Annotated in this window: 16 protein-coding genes; 7 read left to right on the forward strand and 9 right to left on the reverse strand. The window is 53.7% G+C overall.

Features of this window, described 5'->3' with window-relative positions:
* The first annotated feature begins 26 nt into the window (after positions 1 to 26).
* The 4 genes from pqiA to rmf all read left to right on the forward strand — a co-directional run bounded on the left by pqiA (position 27) and on the right by rmf (position 3,973).
* A complete protein-coding gene (gene pqiA, locus SERAS12_RS08635) occupies positions 27 to 1,343 on the forward strand; it encodes a membrane integrity-associated transporter subunit PqiA (RefSeq protein WP_013812325.1) in 1,317 nt (438 codons plus the stop codon).
* Entirely contained in the window at positions 1,330 to 2,976 is a 1,647-nt protein-coding gene (pqiB, locus tag SERAS12_RS08640; protein ID WP_013812326.1) for an intermembrane transport protein PqiB, read from the forward strand. The genes pqiA and pqiB overlap by 14 nt, the downstream gene beginning before the upstream one ends.
* Positions 2,973 to 3,530 carry a membrane integrity-associated transporter subunit PqiC gene (gene pqiC / locus SERAS12_RS08645; RefSeq protein ID WP_013812327.1) on the forward strand — a complete coding sequence of 186 codons (558 nt, stop codon included), beginning with the start codon at positions 2,973 to 2,975 and terminating at the stop codon, positions 3,528 to 3,530. Before pqiB ends, pqiC begins: the two co-directional genes overlap by 4 nt.
* Positions 3,531 to 3,802: 272 nt before the next feature.
* The gene (gene rmf / locus SERAS12_RS25470) at positions 3,803 to 3,973 is read left to right on the forward strand and encodes a ribosome modulation factor (protein WP_013812328.1); all 171 of its coding nucleotides are present in this window, start codon (positions 3,803 to 3,805) and stop codon (positions 3,971 to 3,973) included.
* 63 nt (positions 3,974 to 4,036) lie between these two features.
* Here rmf and fabF read toward each other — a convergent pair whose 3' ends face one another.
* The 4 genes from fabF to SERAS12_RS08665 all read right to left on the reverse strand — a co-directional run bounded on the left by fabF (position 4,037) and on the right by SERAS12_RS08665 (position 8,304).
* A complete protein-coding gene (fabF, locus tag SERAS12_RS08650) occupies positions 4,037 to 5,311 on the reverse strand; it encodes a beta-ketoacyl-ACP synthase II (protein WP_013812329.1) in 1,275 nt (424 codons plus the stop codon).
* Positions 5,308 to 5,835 carry a helix-turn-helix domain-containing protein gene (locus SERAS12_RS08655; protein ID WP_004942783.1) on the reverse strand — a complete coding sequence of 176 codons (528 nt, stop codon included), beginning with the start codon at positions 5,833 to 5,835 and terminating at the stop codon, positions 5,308 to 5,310. Before SERAS12_RS08655 ends, fabF begins: the two co-directional genes overlap by 4 nt.
* Positions 5,836 to 5,965: 130 nt before the next feature.
* Positions 5,966 to 6,484, reverse strand: coding sequence for a bifunctional 3-hydroxydecanoyl-ACP dehydratase/trans-2-decenoyl-ACP isomerase (fabA, locus tag SERAS12_RS08660; protein ID WP_004942787.1), 519 nt, complete (start codon positions 6,482 to 6,484; stop codon positions 5,966 to 5,968).
* 68 nt (positions 6,485 to 6,552) lie between these two features.
* A complete protein-coding gene (locus tag SERAS12_RS08665; RefSeq protein ID WP_006324583.1) occupies positions 6,553 to 8,304 on the reverse strand; it encodes a Lon protease family protein in 1,752 nt (583 codons plus the stop codon).
* Positions 8,305 to 8,513: 209 nt separating this feature from the next.
* Here SERAS12_RS08665 and matP point away from each other — a divergent pair, with 209 nt between their 5' ends.
* Positions 8,514 to 8,972: a macrodomain Ter protein MatP gene (gene matP / locus SERAS12_RS08670; protein WP_013812331.1), complete on the forward strand. Its 459-nt coding sequence runs from the start codon at positions 8,514 to 8,516 to the stop codon at positions 8,970 to 8,972.
* Positions 8,973 to 9,067: 95 nt separating this feature from the next.
* On the opposite strand, the gene ompA is transcribed toward matP, so the two are convergent.
* Positions 9,068 to 10,147, reverse strand: a complete 1,080-nt coding sequence (gene ompA, locus SERAS12_RS08675; protein ID WP_013812332.1) for a porin OmpA — start codon at positions 10,145 to 10,147, stop codon at positions 9,068 to 9,070.
* 358 nt (positions 10,148 to 10,505) lie between these two features.
* The gene (gene sulA / locus SERAS12_RS08680) at positions 10,506 to 11,012 is read right to left on the reverse strand and encodes an SOS-induced cell division inhibitor SulA (RefSeq protein WP_013812333.1); all 507 of its coding nucleotides are present in this window, start codon (positions 11,010 to 11,012) and stop codon (positions 10,506 to 10,508) included.
* A gap of 233 nt (positions 11,013 to 11,245) precedes the next feature.
* On the opposite strand from sulA, the gene SERAS12_RS08685 reads away from it, so the two are divergent.
* Entirely contained in the window at positions 11,246 to 11,905 is a 660-nt protein-coding gene (locus tag SERAS12_RS08685; protein ID WP_013812334.1) for a TfoX/Sxy family DNA transformation protein, read from the forward strand.
* Here the strand turns inward: SERAS12_RS08685 and yccS are convergent, their stop codons facing one another.
* Positions 11,906 to 14,041 carry a YccS family putative transporter gene (yccS, locus tag SERAS12_RS08690; protein ID WP_013812335.1) on the reverse strand — a complete coding sequence of 712 codons (2,136 nt, stop codon included), beginning with the start codon at positions 14,039 to 14,041 and terminating at the stop codon, positions 11,906 to 11,908.
* Positions 14,042 to 14,067: 26 nt separating this feature from the next.
* Positions 14,068 to 14,520: a YccF domain-containing protein gene (locus SERAS12_RS08695; RefSeq protein WP_013812336.1), complete on the reverse strand. Its 453-nt coding sequence runs from the start codon at positions 14,518 to 14,520 to the stop codon at positions 14,068 to 14,070.
* A 166-nt stretch (positions 14,521 to 14,686) separates the two neighbouring features.
* Here SERAS12_RS08695 and helD point away from each other — a divergent pair, with 166 nt between their 5' ends.
* Complete coding sequence (helD, locus tag SERAS12_RS08700; protein ID WP_013812337.1) at positions 14,687 to 16,741, forward strand: DNA helicase IV; 2,055 nt, start codon at positions 14,687 to 14,689, stop codon at positions 16,739 to 16,741.
* 33 nt (positions 16,742 to 16,774) lie between these two features.
* Here the strand turns inward: helD and SERAS12_RS08705 are convergent, their stop codons facing one another.
* On the reverse strand, positions 16,775 to 17,233 hold the full coding sequence (locus tag SERAS12_RS08705; protein ID WP_013812338.1) for a methylglyoxal synthase: 459 nt from the start codon (positions 17,231 to 17,233) through the stop codon (positions 16,775 to 16,777).
* Between the last annotated feature and the right edge of the window lie 78 nt (positions 17,234 to 17,311).

Genomic DNA, 17,311 nt, shown 5'->3' on the forward strand with positions numbered 1-17,311 from the left:
GGTGAGCAACGTTATTAAGGAGGAATATGGTGTGTTCCCACGACAATCACGAGCAGCACAGCCACGCAAAGCCTGCTGAACAGCAACGGGACAACCTGATGCTGTGTCCGCAGTGTGACATGTTGGTGGCGTTGCCGCCGCTGGTATATGGCACAAAAGCGGTGTGCCCGCGCTGTAAAACGACCCTCAGCTCCCGCTGGGAGGAACCGCGCAAGCGGCCCATCGGTTATGCCGTCAGCGCTTTGTTTATGCTGCTGCTGGCGAATATTTTCCCTTTTATCAATATGCGCGTTGCCGGTATCGGTAACGAAATCAAACTGATCCAGATCCCGCAGGTGATGGTGGCTGAAGATTACGCCAGCATGGCCACGCTGTTTATGGTATTCGTTCAGTTGATTCCGGCGTTTTGCATGGTAGCTATTATTCTGTTATGCGCCAAGGTACGCATCCCTCTTGGCCTGAAAGAGTGGATGGCCAAGATGCTGTTCCAGTTCAAAACCTGGTGCATGGTGGAAATTTTTCTCGCCGGGGTTCTGGTCAGTTTCGTCAAGCTGATGGCCTACGGGGATATTGGCGTCGGCAGCAGCTTTGGGGCTTATTGCCTGTTTTGCTTACTGCAGGTGCGTGCCTTCCAGTGTGTGGATCGCCGTTGGCTGTGGAACGATATAGAGCCGATGCCGCACATCGATCGCCCGGTGATGGTGGGGCGGACCGGGTTACGCCAGGGTTTGCGCTCCTGCCCGTGTTGTACGGCGATCCTGCCGGCGGAGCTGGCTCATTGCCCACGTTGCCATACCAATGGTTATGTGCGTCGCCGTCACAGTCTGCAATGGACGCTGGCGCTGCTGTTTACGTCGATCATGCTGTATATTCCGGCGAATCTAATGCCTATTATGGTTACCGAGGCGTTGGGCAACAAAATCACTTCCACCATCATGGCCGGGGTGATCCTGCTGTGGGGGGAAGGATCTTATCCCGTGGCGATGGTTATCTTCATCGCCAGTATTATGGTGCCTTCGCTGAAGATGTTGGCGATTGGTTGGTTGTGCTGGGATGCCAACAGCAAACGGCAAGACAGGGCCGACAGCGAACGAATGCACCTGATTTATGAAGTGGTTGAGTTTGTCGGCCGCTGGTCAATGATCGACGTGTTTGTTATTGCCGTGCTTTCGGCATTGGTACGGATGGGACAATTGATGAGTATTTATCCTGCTACTGGCGCGCTGCTGTTTGCCCTGGTGGTGATCCTCACCATGTTTGCAGCCATGACGTTTGATCCCCGGCTGACCTGGGATCGCGTAAACGAGACAATAAAAAAGGAGCCGCAAGGTGACGGAAAATAATCATAGCGTCGCGGAAGTTGAAAAGATCAAGCGCTGGTCGCCGGTGTGGATTGTTCCCATCGTCACCGCGCTGATCGGCGCGTGGATCCTGTTTTACCACTTTAGCCATCAGGGGCCGGTGGTGACCTTGGTTACCACCACTGCCGAAGGACTGGAGGCGGGCAAAACCAAAATCAAGAGCCGTAGCGTTGACGTCGGCGTCGTCGAGAGTGTGACGTTGAGTGACGACCTGAGCAAGGTGATGGTGCAGGCGCGGCTTAACTCTGGCATGGAGAAACTGCTGCATCAGGATAGCGCCTTTTGGGTAGTTAAACCGCAGATTGGCCGCGAAGGCGTTTCCGGCCTGGGTACGCTATTGTCCGGCGCCTATATCGAACTGCAACCGGGTACCAAGGGCAAGGCAGGCAAGGATAATTACCAATTGCTGGATGCGCCGCCGCTGGCGTCTCCGGACGCCAAAGGGCTGCGCATCGTGATCGACAGCGAGAAATCGGGTCAGTTGAACGCCGGTGACCCGGTGCTGTTCCGTGGTTATCGTGTCGGTTCGGTAGAGACCAGTTATTTTGATCCCAAGCAGCGCGTCATGCGCTATCAGCTGTTTATCTCGGCGCCTTATGATCAACTGGTGACCAGCAACGTGCGCTTCTGGAAAGACAGCGGCGTGGCGTTCGACATGTCGGCGCAGGGCATGCGTGTGGAAATGGGCTCGTTGGCAACGTTATTCAGCGGCGGTGTGAGTTTTGACGTGCCGGACGGTTGGGATCGCGGTGAACTGGCGAAAGAGAAGGCGGAATATCAGTTGTTCGATAACCAGCGCAGCATCCAGGATTCGCTGTATACCGTACACAAGGATTACCTGATGTTCTTCTCCGACTCGGTTCGCGGTTTGCAACCGGGCGCGCCGGTAGAATTCCGTGGCATTCGCCTTGGTACGGTCGCGCAGGTGCCGTTCTATAAAGAGGGCATGGCGCAACGTTTGGACAATGACTACCGCATTCCGGTGTTAATCCGCATTGAACCGGATCGCTTCCAGAAACAGCTGGGTGGCAATTTCGATATCGAAGGCCATCTGAAAGATGCGGAATCACGCGGTATGCGCGCTTCTCTGAAGTCCGCCAACCTGCTGACCGGCTCTCTGTATATCGATCTGGACTTCTATCCGCAGGAGAAAGCCTGGAAAGGGCCGCGTGAGCTGTTCGGTTATCCATTGATGCCGACTACCAGCGGCGGTTTGGCGCAGATCCAGCAGAAACTGATGCAGACGCTGGATAAGATCAACTCGTTGCCATTGAATCCGATGATCAACGAAGCGACCAAAACCCTGGCGGAAAGCCAGAAAACCATGCAGTCGACGCAGAAAACCATGCAGTCGCTGAACGACATCATCGCCAGCAAAGAGATGAAGGCGCTGCCGCAGGATATGCAAAAAACGCTGCAGGAACTGAATCGCAGTGTGAAAGGTTTCCAGCCAGGCTCTCCGGCCTACAACAAAATGGTCGGTGATATGCAACGTCTTGATCAGGTGCTGCGTGAGCTGCAACCGGTGCTGCGTACCCTGAACGAAAAGAGCAACGCGCTGGTATTTGAAGCCGCGGGCAGTAACGATCCTCAGCCGAAGAAGGCCAATAAATGATGAAATGGATTCCGGTAGCCCTGGCGCTGTTACTCAGCGCCTGTAGCAGCACCCCACAAAAAACCTACTACCAACTGCCGGCGCTGGGTGCGCCTGCACCGGTCAGTACCGGCACTGCGACACGTCAGCTGTGGTTGGAACACGTCAGCGTGGCGGATTATCTGGCGCAGAACGGTGTGGTTTACCAGACTAATGACGTGCAGTACGTGATCGCTCAGAACAACCTGTGGGCCAGCCCGCTCGATCAACAACTGCAGCAGACGCTGGTCACTAACCTGAGCAGTGCGCTGCCAGGGTGGGTGGTGTCTTCTCAGCCGATGAGCAGCGAGCAGGATGTGCTTAACGTCACCATCAGCGGCTTCCACGGCCGCTTTGACGGCAAGGCGATTATCCGTGGCGAGTGGGTGTTGAATCATCAGGGCAATCTGACCAAACGACCGTTCAGCCTGGAATTGAAACAGGGCGAGGATGGCTACGACGCACTGGTGCGTACGTTGGCGCAGGGCTGGCAGCAGGAAGCCCAGGCTATCGCCTCCCAGGCGGGACGTTTTTAGTCATAATTTGTACTAAAACGGTCTAATCCCTTCCGGCGAGAGATATTAAAACTTTTCTCCGGGAGGGATTTTTATTTTATTTCAATGATTTATCGTATTTTCCAGCATATCAGCCACTTAGCCAATTCTGCGGGTTTAGCTCACAAATATGACATTGGCGTGAATTTTGCGCATTGATCTTCCCTTCATTTAGCGCTATTGCTTATACGTGGCTGCATATAAAGCAGCCATTGTTTTCTTTCCAACTGACCAAAAAGTGAGGGAAACGAGGCATGAAGAGACAGAAACGCGATCGTCTGGAAAGGGCGCATTCGAAAGGTTATCAGGCAGGTATTTTAGGACATCCGAAAGATCTTTGTCCTTATAAAACAACTGTGGACAGCCGGTCTCAATGGCTGGGAGGTTGGCGAGAAGCCATGGAAGACAGGGCTGTGACCGCTTAAGCGGCTCCCTGTCATAAAAAGGAACAACCTCCGCTCAAGGCGGAGGTTTTTGTTTAAGTCGTATTACCCCTGCCAACGTTTCAGCAAGATACTCGCGTTTACCCCGCCAAAACCAAAACCGTTCGACAACGCATAATTGATGGCCATAGGCTGCGCTTTTTTCGCCACCAAATGTAGGCCCTCGGCTGCCGGATCCGGATTATCCAGATTCAGCGTGGCCGGTGCGATCTGATCGCGTAGTGCCAGCGCAGTAAAGATGGTTTCCAACCCGCCCGCGGCGCCCAGTAAATGGCCGGTCGCGGATTTGGTAGAGGTCACCGCCACGCCGCCGTCGGTACCGAACAGGTGTTTAATCGCGTTGATTTCCCCCAGATCGCCCACTGGTGTCGACGTGGCGTGGGCGTTCAGATGCTGGATCTGTTCGGGTGAGACACCTGCCTGTTTCAAGGCAATTTTCATTGCGCGGTAGGCGCCATCGCCATCTTCTGCGCCGGAGGTCATGTGATAGGCGTCCGCACTGGTGCCGTAACCGACAATCTCCGCCAGCGGCGTTGCTCCGCGAGCCAGCGCATGTTCCAGCGTTTCTATGACCAGCATGCCGGCGCCTTCACCCATGACAAAGCCGTCACGAGCGCTGTCGAAAGGCCGCGACGCTTTTTCTGCCGCTTCTGGCGGCGTAGTGGACATGGCGCGCGCGGCTGCGAAGCCCCCCAGGCTGACGGTGTCGATAGCGGCCTCTGTACCGCCACACAGCGCGATGTCAGCCTCATCGTTACGAATCATACGTACTGCGTCGCCGATGGCCTGTACGCCTGCTGCACAAGCGGTAACGGGGGCGCCAATCGGGCCCTTGAACTGGTGTTTAATCGAGACGTGGCCGGCGGCCAGGTTAACCAGGAAGGACGGAATGGTAAATGGCGACAGGCGTTTGGTACCACGGCTGTCAGTGGTACGCACCGCGTGGGCAATAGCAGGGAAACCGCCGATGCCAGAGGCGATCACGGTTGCGGTGCGTTCTTGTTTCTCTTCCGTATCAGCAACCCAGCCCGCTTGGCGGATCGCTTCATCGGCCGCCGCCATGGCGAACAGAATAAAGCGGTCCATTTTTTTCTGATCTTTTGGCGCCACGGAAAGGTCGGGATCAAAGCCCGCTTCGGCATCCTGTTCCAGAGTAGGAACCTGACCACCGATTTTTACCTGCAGGTCGGCCACGATCGCTTCCGGAAGCGGACGAATGCCTGACTGGCCATTTAGCAGACGCTGCCAGATAGCCTCTACGCCGCATCCCAGTGGTGAAACGGCACCCATGCCGGTAATGACTATACGACGACTGTTCATAGTGACTCCTTGGATAATTCGGGGGGTAATGCAGAATGATTTTGTTGCATCAGGGCTGCACGCCGACGTATACCGTCGCTTGCCGCCGGCCCTGGCGCTAAAGTGATGTGATGCAATGCGATCGGTTGCCGAGTGACGCTGTCGACCAGTTGCACGTATATCGGTTGCCCGGTACGGCGATCGACCAGTTCGGCAGTGATGCCTTCATCGGCCAGGTGGGCGTTGCCCCAGTGAAACAGAGCCGCCAGCACCGGGAAAAAATCCTGGCCGCGTTCGGTGAGCAAATACTCATAACGTACCGGCCGCGTCTGATAACGCTGTTTATGAAAAATGCCGCTTTCCACCAGATATTTTAGGCGACGAGTCAGTATGGTGGGTGAAAGGCCGAGGCTTTGCTGGAATTCATCAAACTTTGACAGTCCTTGAAACGCATCGCGAAGTATCAGGATGCTCCACCATTCTCCGACGCGATCCAGCGAGCGTGCTATCGGGCATGGCATGTTATCAAAACGGGTTCTTTGCATGGCACACCTCTTAAGTTACTACAATAATTGTAGTAACTGATTGGCCGCTATGAACGTGAGCTTTGCAGTTCACAACAAGATAACGGCGGGGAAAACAAACGGCGGCCGGGAAGGGCCGCCGTCACTGCGATTAGAACGCAGCAGTGTCCTTGAACAGGCCCACTTTCAGATCGCTGGCGGTATAAATGACCTGGCCATCGACCAGCACTTCACCATCAGCCACACCCATAATCAGTTTACGGGTGATGACACGTTTGAAGTTAATGCGGTAGGTGACTTTCTTCGCGGTTGGCAGTACCTGGCCGGTGAATTTCACTTCACCCACGCCCAACGCACGGCCTTTACCTTCGCCACCCAGCCAGCCGAGATAGAAACCTACCAGCTGCCACATGGCGTCCAGGCCCAGGCAGCCTGGCATCACGGGATCGCCGATAAAGTGGCAACCGAAGAACCATAGGTCCGGATTGATATCCAGTTCCGCTTCCACATAACCCTTGTTGTGGGAGCCACCGTCTTCGGTCATCTTGACCACGCGGTCCATCATCAACATGTTACCTGCCGGCAACGGCGGGCCACCGGCACCAAACAGCTCGCCACGGCCGGATGCTTCGAGGTCTTCTTTCGTATAGGAGTCGCGTTTTTCTACCATGTTCTCAGTAAGCCTTATTTTATTGAAGGACGCAGATTAGCTAACACGTGTACGCTGAACAAGTCCGATCAGCCGTGGTTGAACCAGTTAAGCCAACGAAAAGGCCATGGCCAGCGCCGACGTTCCTGCGGATTCACCTGCGCAATTCGTTCCTGAATAGCAGCTAACAGATTCGGTTGCTGTTCATCAGAGTAGGGGTAACCGGTAAGTAATGGCAAGGCTTCTGCGGCGCTGTCGACGGCCCACAGATGGAATTGCCCTTCGCGCACCGCATCGACCACATCCTGGCGCAGACACAGGTGACGCACGTTAGTTGCTGGCAGAATGATGCCCTGTTTACCCGTCAAACCGCGACGCTGGCAAACTTCAAAAAAGCCTTCGATCTTCTCGTTGACGCCGCCAATCGGCTGCACATTGCCGAATTGATCGACTGAGCCGGTTACCGCAATCTGCTGGGTGATCGGTTGTAGTGATAACGCACTGATCAATGCACACAGCTCGGCCAACGAGGCGCTATCGCCATCTACTTCACCGTAGGATTGCTCAAACACGATTGAAGCGGAGAAGGGCAGCGGCTGATCCAGTTCCAGCTCAGAAATCAGAAACGCCTGCATAATCATCATGCCTTTGGCATGCAGGTTACCGCCAAGCTCGGCCTTACGCTCAACGTCGGTAAATTCGCCGTCGCCAAGATGCACAACGCAACTGATGCGGGAAGGTTCGCCGAAGCTGCGTGGATGCCCAGGGTATTCCAGCACGGAGAGCCCGTTGATCTGGCCGACAACTTCGCCTTCGGTCTCAATCAGAATTTGGCCCAGCTCGATCTCATCCTGCATCCGTTCGGCAAGGTAGCTTTCGCGCCACTCGCGTGCATTCAAAGCAGCTTCAAAGGCTTTGGCTGTAATACTTTCTTCTTCTGCGTACAGTGCTGCTTCAGAAAGCTGCTGGCCGATCCATAGCGGTGAAAGCGGCAGGTTGCCCTGATCGCCACTGTAGCGCACAGCTTGTATCATCAATGGGGGCCAGGCATCTGCCGCCAACGAGGGCAGTTGTTGTTCATCGATAACGGTATTGACGTAGCTGCACCACTGCACCATATCCTCGGCTTCGGTGAGCTGCAGGTCATCTTCGTATTCGCCGTAGACGGCCTGCTCGCTAAGTTCCGGCTCGATATCATGGAAGTCGGCAAGACCGTGACGATCGCCAACTACGATCAGACGCAGCTCAAGCGGCATCGGTGGAATAGTGACCGGAAGCGGGCGTGTTTCATCAGGGGAAACCCAATGGAACTGGCGTTGGGTGATCATTTGCTTCAACCGCAGCCATAGCAGCGGCTGGGCCAGCAGAGAACGTGCCGACAGGATCAGTACGCCGCCGTTGGCCTGATGCACCAGGCCCGGCTGCAGCGAGATTTCATCATTATGAATTCTGACACAGCCAAACAGTTGCTCCGGTTCCACCCATTCCTGAAACACGCAGGCACCACCGGCGGCAAAGGGTTCATCACCCTGACGAGCAGGCTCTACGTTTATCTTGCTGCCCTGGATCACATAGTGGCTGCCTTTGAATGCAGTGTTCTGTGGCTGCAATGGCTCAACCGCACGGGCAATCAATGCCAGATATTCGCGGGTTTCCTGCGCTTTCAGCAACATGAAACGCGGTGGCGACTGTGGGTGGCAAAACAGCGTCAGTGCATTTTCCAGCCGAGGCTGAATAGAGGCAAAGGACACAGGTGCCAATTGAGCAGCGGTATCAAATATCGCTTGATAAGGCGTAACGTCCGGCAACAGAGATTGCCATTCAAGTCGGTTATTGGTCAAAGTGTTAGATGCAATCGTCAAAAAGGGAAAGGGCGATTATACAAGAATAACGCCAGCTTGATACATACAGAGTCACAGTTGGTATCAGGGAGTTTGACATCGCGCGATGACTGTGCAAAAAACAGTCTAAAAGGGGGCGTAATTGCCGGGGAAATTCGGCGCAAAGCTGTTATGCTTAATAAAGTTACGCGGTCACTGAAGAGTTCAAGATGAAATATCAGCAACTGGAAAACCTGGAGAGTGGTTGGAAATGGAAATACCTGGTGAAAAAGCACCGGGAAGGTGAATCTATTACCCGCCACATTGAAAACAGCGTAGCTCAGGAAGCCATTGACGAGCTGCTTAAGCTGGAAAATGAGCCGGTAAAAGTGCTGACGTGGATTAGCAGGCATATGAATCCGGAACTTGATAACCGGATGAAGCAAACTATCCGCGCAAGGCGTAAGCGTCATTTTAACGCAGAACATCAACATACGCGTAAAAAATCTATCGATCTGGAGTTTCTGGTTTGGCAGCGTCTGGCCGCGCTTGCTCGTCGCCGTGGGGTGACACTGTCAGAGACGGTAGTACAACTGATCGAAGATGCCGAACGTAAAGAGAAGTACGCCAGTCAGATGTCGTCGCTGAAACAGGATCTGAAGGCGATCCTCGGCAAAGACGAAAAGTAATCTGCCCAGCAAGAAAAGGGCCGTTGTTGTAAAACTCAACGCCTATAGACAAAAAAAACCCCGCATTGCGGGGTTTTTTACTAAGAAGTGGTAACTTAGCCCTGTGGCTGAGTCACAACGTCTTTGATGCCTTTAACTTCGATCTCTACGCGACGATCTGGTGCCAGGCAAGCGATCTGCGCTTTAGTAGCACGGCCAGCTTTGTAGCCACAGGTGTTGCCAGTGACGGAATCAGCTTCGCCCATACCACGTGCGGAGATTTTGTCTGAAGGGATACCTTTAGAAACCAGGTAATCAACAACGCTTTGTGCGCGTTTTTCAGACAGTTTCTGGTTGTACTGGTCAGAACCCACTGCGTCGGTGTAACCCAGAACTACAACAGAACCGTCTTTAGGATCCATGGAGCTCAGCTGAGTGTACAGCTGGTCCAGAGCCTGTTGGCCTTCTGGTTTCAGAGTTGCTTTGTTGAAGTTGAACAGCACGTCAGACTTCAGAGTGAAACGCTTGGTTTCAACAACTGGAGCCGGAGCTGGTGCTGGAGCAACTGGAGCAACAACATCATCCTGACCGAAACGGTAAGAAACACCCAAGCTCAGCATGGTGTTGTCTGGACGTGCGCCGACAGTACCTGCATCACCGATGTTGCTAACGAACTGGTAGTCCAGGCGAGTAGCCCAGTTTTTGGTCAGTGCGTATTCAACACCCACTGCAGCCAGCGGAGAAACGCCGGTGTCGTGGTCGCTCAGACGAGTGCCATTGCCGTAGTTAGCTTTGGAGTCTGCACGCCATACCATACCACCCAGACGAGTGTAGATATCCAGATCGTCAGCAATTGGGTAGCTCAGTTTAGCTGCCAGTTGAACGCCCTGTGCTTTGAAAGCACCGTTGTTCACGCTGCCTTTGTAAGGCATACGGCCAAGCCAGTCATAGCCCAGCTCGAAGCCCAGGTATTGGTTCGCCTGGTAACCCAGGAACGCGCCAGCACCCAGTTGATCTTTATGGTTCGGACCATTGCCGATACCATTCTGGTAACCGTTGCCGTAGAAACCAGTGTCATGGTACTGGGACCAGCCCAGTTTAGCACCGGTGTACCAGGTATTATCTTTTGGGGCGGCTTGCGCTACGGTAGCGAAACCAGCCAGTGCCACTGCTAATGCGATAGCTGTCTTTTTCATTTTGCGCCTCGTTATCATCCAAATAGGCAATGAGCTTTAAAGCTGTTTTAAGCCCTTGGTTAAATTCCTTCGCCAAGGTTTGAGCCCTCGTTTGTTACTCGGCCAGTTTTTCTGGCGTTATAGAGCAACCTTGGCGATGTAAAGTCTACAACGTGGCGCGAAAGTTACAAGTGTGATGTGATAAAGCTCTAAAAAAAAACGCAGAATCGTACATATTTACTAACACTAACCGGTAAGAAATGGGGCAATTTAGCCTGCATTTTTTCGTGCGGAACCGCAGCGGCACTCGCTTTGCACCTGATCCATCAAAGGTTCCCACCCAAAGAGATAAAAATGATGGGAAAAATCCTAAATTTACTTAATGATACAAAGAAGACTGAATTTTTAGCATGGAACACTGTCCGTGAGTCGGGTTTGTGTCACGTTGTGGACGCATAATGAACCCATAAGCGTGACCCAATTCGGCTGCACGCCGTAATTTTAGACGATCTTCTTCCGTAAGATCGGGCAACCATCCGAGAACCACACTGTAGTTACCCGTCAGAAGTGCCTTTTCCATCGCTTCAACGGTGGCAAGCGGAGTGATTTGGCTCAGTTGCACGACCTTATGGACAGGCAAACCAGACTGCTGTAGCCACAATCTACTGAGTTTTTGTTGTGGGGTTAGCCATAACAGCCAGCGTGACTGTCTGCCTAACTGTTGCAACAGGGGGAGCAATAGTTGCGCCACCGCGGGTTGATGCTCGTTGTAAACAAGTTCACTGATAAGGCCATTTCCTTTACCGGCATCCGAGTTTTCCGCAGCATTGTTCACCGCAAAAGAGGTGTGGCTGAAATGGGGTTTGTAGAGTGATTGAGTACGCATAAAGTATCCCGCCCGTAGTGTCACTGTATGTTTATACAGTACATCTGGACATGAATAAGATCAACTCAAATTTTCGTAGTGCCTCGCATAATTGCGATTATTTTTTAGACGTCCTGTTTTTATGATTGGCAGGGCTGCTGATAGTGCGTATTTTTCTAATTACTTGTTCACGTTACTTTTATTTCATTGATGTGAGAAATAATACAATTAGAACCTACACAAGGAGAAGCTTCATGAAAGGGATATCTACAGGAAGGGTCAAACAGGCCAAAGCGTGTTTCTACGCATTAGGGAGCATTACTACGCGCTCGCAGTTTGGCGGTTATGGGCTGCTGGCTGATGGCGTCATGTTTGGGGTGATAGCGGAAGACGAGCTCTATCTTCGAGCGACGGATAGCCTGGAGCCTGCTTTCCGCGCCCGTGGAATGGTCAATATGGTTTACTCCAAACGGGGCGTCCCAATCACCCTGCGTTATTACTGGGTCGATGAATCTCTGTGGCGGGCGCAGGATGAGCTTGTTGGATTGGCGCGGCAGGCCATCCGGGAGGCCCGCCTGGAACTTCAGGTCAAAATGGATACGCATGGTCGGCTGAGAACGTTACCGAACATCGATATCAACATGGAGCGTTTGCTGTGGCGGGCCGGTATTCGCAATGTCTATGATTTGCGCTTGAATGGCGCCAAACGCAGCTATCTACGGTTGTTGCAGCAGCAACGCAATTTAGGATTGCGAGTGCTGCTTTCCTTAGGCGGGGCGATTGCCGGTTATCACCATGCCGCCTTGCCCCTGGCCCTGCGCAGTGAGCTAACCGAGTGGTTCGAACATACCATGGTCCTGCTTAGTCATGGGCATACGCCAGGAATCAAGGACTTGATGAAAGATCTCGCGTGATCATGCCGATTTCGCTATCTGCTCTTTTAACGTCATGAGCTCCGGCAGCAGATCAATGACCAGCCCTATCTGCTGTAATACCAGTTGCTCTTTGCTTTCTGGTTCTGGAGCCGCGAGTTGGATGCGCTCGGCAAGGCTTTCTAACGCTTGAGCGATGCGTCGGCCGTCTTGTTCTTCCTGATGCAAGGCACCATCGACATAGCATACGGCATCATTCAGCAATTTCAGCGTTGCGGGATTGTTCATGTGTTCGCGGTGTGCGCCCAATGCGGAGATATAACTCAACAAGGTGTGGTTCAGGCACAGCAGGCGAAAAGCGGCATCCTGAACCACCTTGTCGGCCTTTGGATCGGCCGACATGTTTGAAATCACCGAGGCCAACTCTGCGTCGCTGTTGTGTGCATCCCTGCGGGCGATACGGTACGGCAAACCGTTATCCTTACCCTGATGGTATTGCACCAAAATCGCATCCAGATAGCGGCAGTTGGCATTCAACGTTTTGCTCACCACGGCCGCCAATTGGCGAAAATGCCAATCTGGCCAGATAAAACTCACGGCTGCCCAAGCGATGGCGCATCCCAAAAGGGTGTCGTAGACGCGTGGCGCAGCCACTTCAAAGCCCTCACCCAGCAGGTTAAAGCACAGCAGTACGAGCAGGGTGATAAACATGGTTGCGTGCGCGTACTGCACGGTACGAAAAGCAAAAAACAGGACGCCGGCAATGACGATTAACACCATCTGGCCTTCCTGCGAAGGGACAAAATAGAGGATCGGCAGGCCGATAAGAATACCGGCAAGCGTACCTATGATACGCAGCGCCAGCCTGCGGCGCGTGGCATTGTAATTGGGCTGGCAAACAAACAGGCTGGTCAGCAGGATCCAGTAACCGTGCTGCATGCCGGTAAACTGAATAAAAGCATAGCCGATGCACAGCACCACAGACATGCGAATAGCATGGCGGAATAAGGCTGATTGGGGCGTCAGATGGCGGCTAATGCGCAGGCGGATGTCGCTCCAGCCAGTGAGCCGGTCATCTGACAGACTGTTCTCTTCCGTCTGGCCGTCGGCCAGCGCCTGTTCGGATTCGATATTCGCCAACTGCGCATCAATCGCGCGCAAATTTTTCAACAGGTGCGATAGCGCTTTGGTCAGCTCACGATTTTCCTGGGTGACGGCCACGCGGGCCAGAGCTTCATCAATGCGGCTGAAAGCCGGCTCAAAACGCAGGTTGTGCTGGTATTTTTGCCGCAGCAGGATCGACTGCGCCAACTGCTGGCAGGCGCGCGCTTGCATGCTGAGCAAGCGCTGGAAACGAAACAGGATATCGCTATGACGAAATTGTCGGCTTAGGGCCTGATATTGAACATGAGCGGAGCTGGCACGCTCATGAATATCCTGCGCTACAAAATAATAATGCAGGGTACGACGCGTACCGCGCTGACCGCGGTCGCCTTTAAGCCGCGTCAGCAATGAGACTTTGGTCTGGTTGAGAGTCGTCACCAGCGTGCTGTTGGCCATTGCCACATCCACCCACGGCAGGTCCGCAGCATGTTCGGCATCGGGGTCAAACAGGTTGGCCTTGGCATCCAGATAATTTGCCAACCGATCATAGCAGCGCGCCAAATTTTCCTGTAATGGGCGAATAGGAAAAATCAGATGACCAATCAGCGTCAGGAGGTTGTACCACAGGGCGCCAATGATCAGCAGTATCGGTTGCTGATACCAGGCGTCATACATTGAGGTGCCAAGCATGGTGTAAACTGCGATCAGCAAGGCGCCAAACGCAATGGTGGCGTAGCGCTGCCCCAATGCCCCCAGTAAGATAAAGCCGCAGGTCGAGGTAGTCAGACCGAGGGCGAATAACCATGGATAAGGAAACAGCAGCTCAATGGAGGCGGAGGCTATAAAAAAACACACTAGCGTGATCAGCAGGTTACGCAGCCTGCCGCTCAGGCGGTCATCCAAATCCGTCAACGCCGCCGCTACCACTCCCAGAGTCAGGGGAATAGTGAGTTTGGGAATGGCCAGCCACCAAGGGACAGAGGCCGCGCCGGCCAGCGCAATAAAAATACGCAGGTTATAAAGCAAATTGCTGTTGTAGGCATAACGGCGTATTGCGGGTGCAAAAGAGAGCACGAAAAACTCCTCAGACGGAGAAAAAATTAACGCTGTTGGTACTGACGCCGGGCATTTTCAGTTCTGGCCTGCTGAGCCATCTCAACCGATACCACGCGGCGACCCACCGGCCACAGTGCGATGGCGGCGATCTTGAAATTGGCAATACCAACCGGAATGCCAATAATCGACACGCACTGCACAATGCCTGCGGCGATATGGGACAGGCACAACCACCAACCGAAGAGCACCAACCAGACAATATTCAGCAGTGAACCGCTGGCGGAAAGCAGCGCGTTGCTTTTTTCCGGATACAGCTCATTCACGTGAATGGCTTCGTTGCCGAAAGGCAGAAACGATAATTTGGTGATCTCCCAGCACGAGCGGGTCAGAGGCAGGGTAACAATCAGTATGACGCTGAATACCGTTGCGATCAGCCAGCCAAAGGTAGTGAAAAAACCGCCCAACACAAAATTAAGAATATTCAGTACAGTACGCATAGTCGTCATTCTGCTCTAATGATGGCCAAACCGCGAAGCGGTTGCGTTTGGTATCAAAACGCAAAATCTATTCTACCCTTTTTTTAGCGCTAGAGTGCCACTGCTTATCACAGGTAAACTGGCAGATATCCGTTATTTAATCTCAACATAGTCATGGCGCGCCGATATGGAACTTAAAGCGACATCGCTGGGGAAACACCTGGCTCAGCATCCTTACAACCGCGTGCGGTTGCTGCACGCCGGGGTTGAGGTGAGCGGTGAGAAACACGAATATCTTATCCCTTTCAATCAGTTGATTAAGGTCCGATGTAAACGTGGCATCGTCTGGGGTGAGCTGGAATTTGAGCTGCCCGATGAGAAAGTGGTACGCCTACACGGTACCGAATGGCAAGAAACTCAGCGTTTCTACCACTACCTGCAACAGGCCTGGCAGCAATGGAGCACCGAGATGAGTGACGTCAGCTCCGGCGTTTTACAGCAGCAGGTAGAACATATCCAGCGTATTGAACAGCAGGATAAATGGTTCAAAAAGTCAGAACTGGGCAAATTGCAGCAGCAGATCCGGCAGTCTTTTGGCGCCTTGCCAATGCCGGTAGCGCGGCTCGATGAGTTCGACAACTGTCGGGATGACTACCAGCTGTGTCTGCAGTGGTTGCAGCATGGGCTGCGCAGTGTGGGGCTGCGTAATCAGCAGTGGACAGAACGCATGCTGGAGACGTATCACGATTTCTTCCAGACTATCGAAAGTTCGCCGTTGAATGACTCGCAAAGCCGTGCCGTGGTAAATGGCGAAGACGCGGTACTGGTTCTGGCTGGCGCCGGCAGCGGCAAAACCTCGGTGCTGGTGGCGCGAGCCGGCTGGTTGTTGCGCCGTCAGGAGGCTGAACCCGGGCAGATACTGCTGCTGGCGTTTGGTCGCCAGGCGGCGGAAGAGATGAATGAGCGCATTCAGGAGCGTTTGGGCAGCGTGGCGATTCAAGCCAAAACCTTCCACGCGCTGGCGCTGCAGATCATTCAGCAGGGCAACCGTAAAGTGCCGGCAATCAGCAAGTTGGAAACCGACAGCAAAGCCCGGCGTACGTTGTTGATTACCCATTGGCAGCAACAGTGCGCAGAGAAAAAGGCGCAGGCCAAAGGGTGGCGTCAGTGGTTGATTGAGGAGCTGGAGTGGGACGTGCCCGAAGGCGACTTCTGGCAGGATAAACGCCTGGCCGAGCGGCTGGCAGGCAGGCTAGAACGTTGGCTGGGGCTGATGAGGATGCACGGCGGCAGCCAGGCGGAAATGATCGAACAGGCGGATGAAGGGATCCGTGACCTGTTTTCAAAACGCATCCGGCTGATGGCGCCGCTGTTGAAAGCCTGGAAGAGCGCACTTAAAGATGAGGGGGCGGTAGATTTTTCCGGCCTTATTCATCAGGCGGTCCATATTCTGGAAAAAGGGCGCTTTGTCAGCCCGTGGAAGCACATCCTGGTGGATGAGTTCCAGGATATCTCGCCGCAACGTGCACAGTTGCTGGCAGCGCTGCGCAAGCAGAATAAGCAGACCTGCCTGTTCGCGGTCGGTGATGACTGGCAGGCTATTTACCGCTTTAGCGGTGCAGAGTTGACGCTTACCACGGCGTTTGCCGAAAACTTTGGTGAAGGCGCTCAGTGCGCGCTCGATACCACTTATCGCTTCAATGATCGTATCGGCGAGGTGGCAAACCGCTTTGTGCAGCAGAACCCGCATCAGTTGAAGAAACCGTTGAATAGCCTGAGTAAGGGCAACAAGAAATCGGTGGTAATTTTACCGCATGAACAGCTGGAGAACCTGCTCGATAAACTGAGCGGTTACGCCAAGCCGGATGAGCGCATTCTGGTGCTGGCGCGTTATCACCATCTGAAACCGGAAGTGCTGTCGAAAGCGGCGACCCGGTGGCCAAAACTGACCCTCGAGTTTATGACTATTCACGCCAGTAAAGGGCAGCAAGCGGAATATGTGATCATCGCCGGTTTGCACGAGGGCAGCGATGGTTTTCCTGCGGTAGCGCGCGAGTCGGTGCTGGAGGATGTCCTGTTACCACAACCCGAAGATTTCCCGGATGCTGAGGAGCGACGGTTGTTGTATGTGGCGCTGACACGCGCCAAACATCAGGTCTGGCTATTGCAGGATCGCGAACGCCCCTCGGTGTTCGTTGAGCATTTGCAGGATCTCGGCGTGCCGCTGCAGAAAAAACCTTAAGCTTAGGGCCTGGTTTTTGCCAGGCCGCAATCACTACTTCAGGCGATCCTGCAAATAACGTTGATAATCCGGAATGGCGATTTCCACTTCGTTTTTAAACAGCGAGGAATCGATCAGGAAATCTGCGGTGGAGCGGTTGGTGGCGACGGGAATATTCCATACTGTCGCCAGGCGCAGCAAGGCTTTTACATCCGGATCGTGTGGTACCGCATTCAGCGGATCCCAGAAGAAAATAAGCATATCGATCTTGCCTTCCGCAATCAATGCGCCGACCTGCTGGTCGCCGCCCATCGGGCCGCTCAGCATGCTTTGTACCGGAATGCCTGTAGCCCGTTGAATCAGGTTGCCGGTAGTACCGGTGGCGTAAAGCTGGTGCTGTTCCAGGACGGACTTATTGTCTTCAACCCATTTGAGCAGGGCTTGCTTGCGATGATCGTGCGCCACCAGCGCAATGTGTTTGCGCGCGGCGATAGTGCGGGTGGTAAATTCCATCTCGATGTCCTTCGCTAATCGGGGGGATGTGCGACAGATTACTGAAACTGTTTTTCACTGCCTAGCGTTTACACCGGA

This window comes from Serratia sp. AS12, assembly GCF_000214195.1.
Classification (GTDB): domain Bacteria; phylum Pseudomonadota; class Gammaproteobacteria; order Enterobacterales; family Enterobacteriaceae; genus Serratia; species Serratia plymuthica.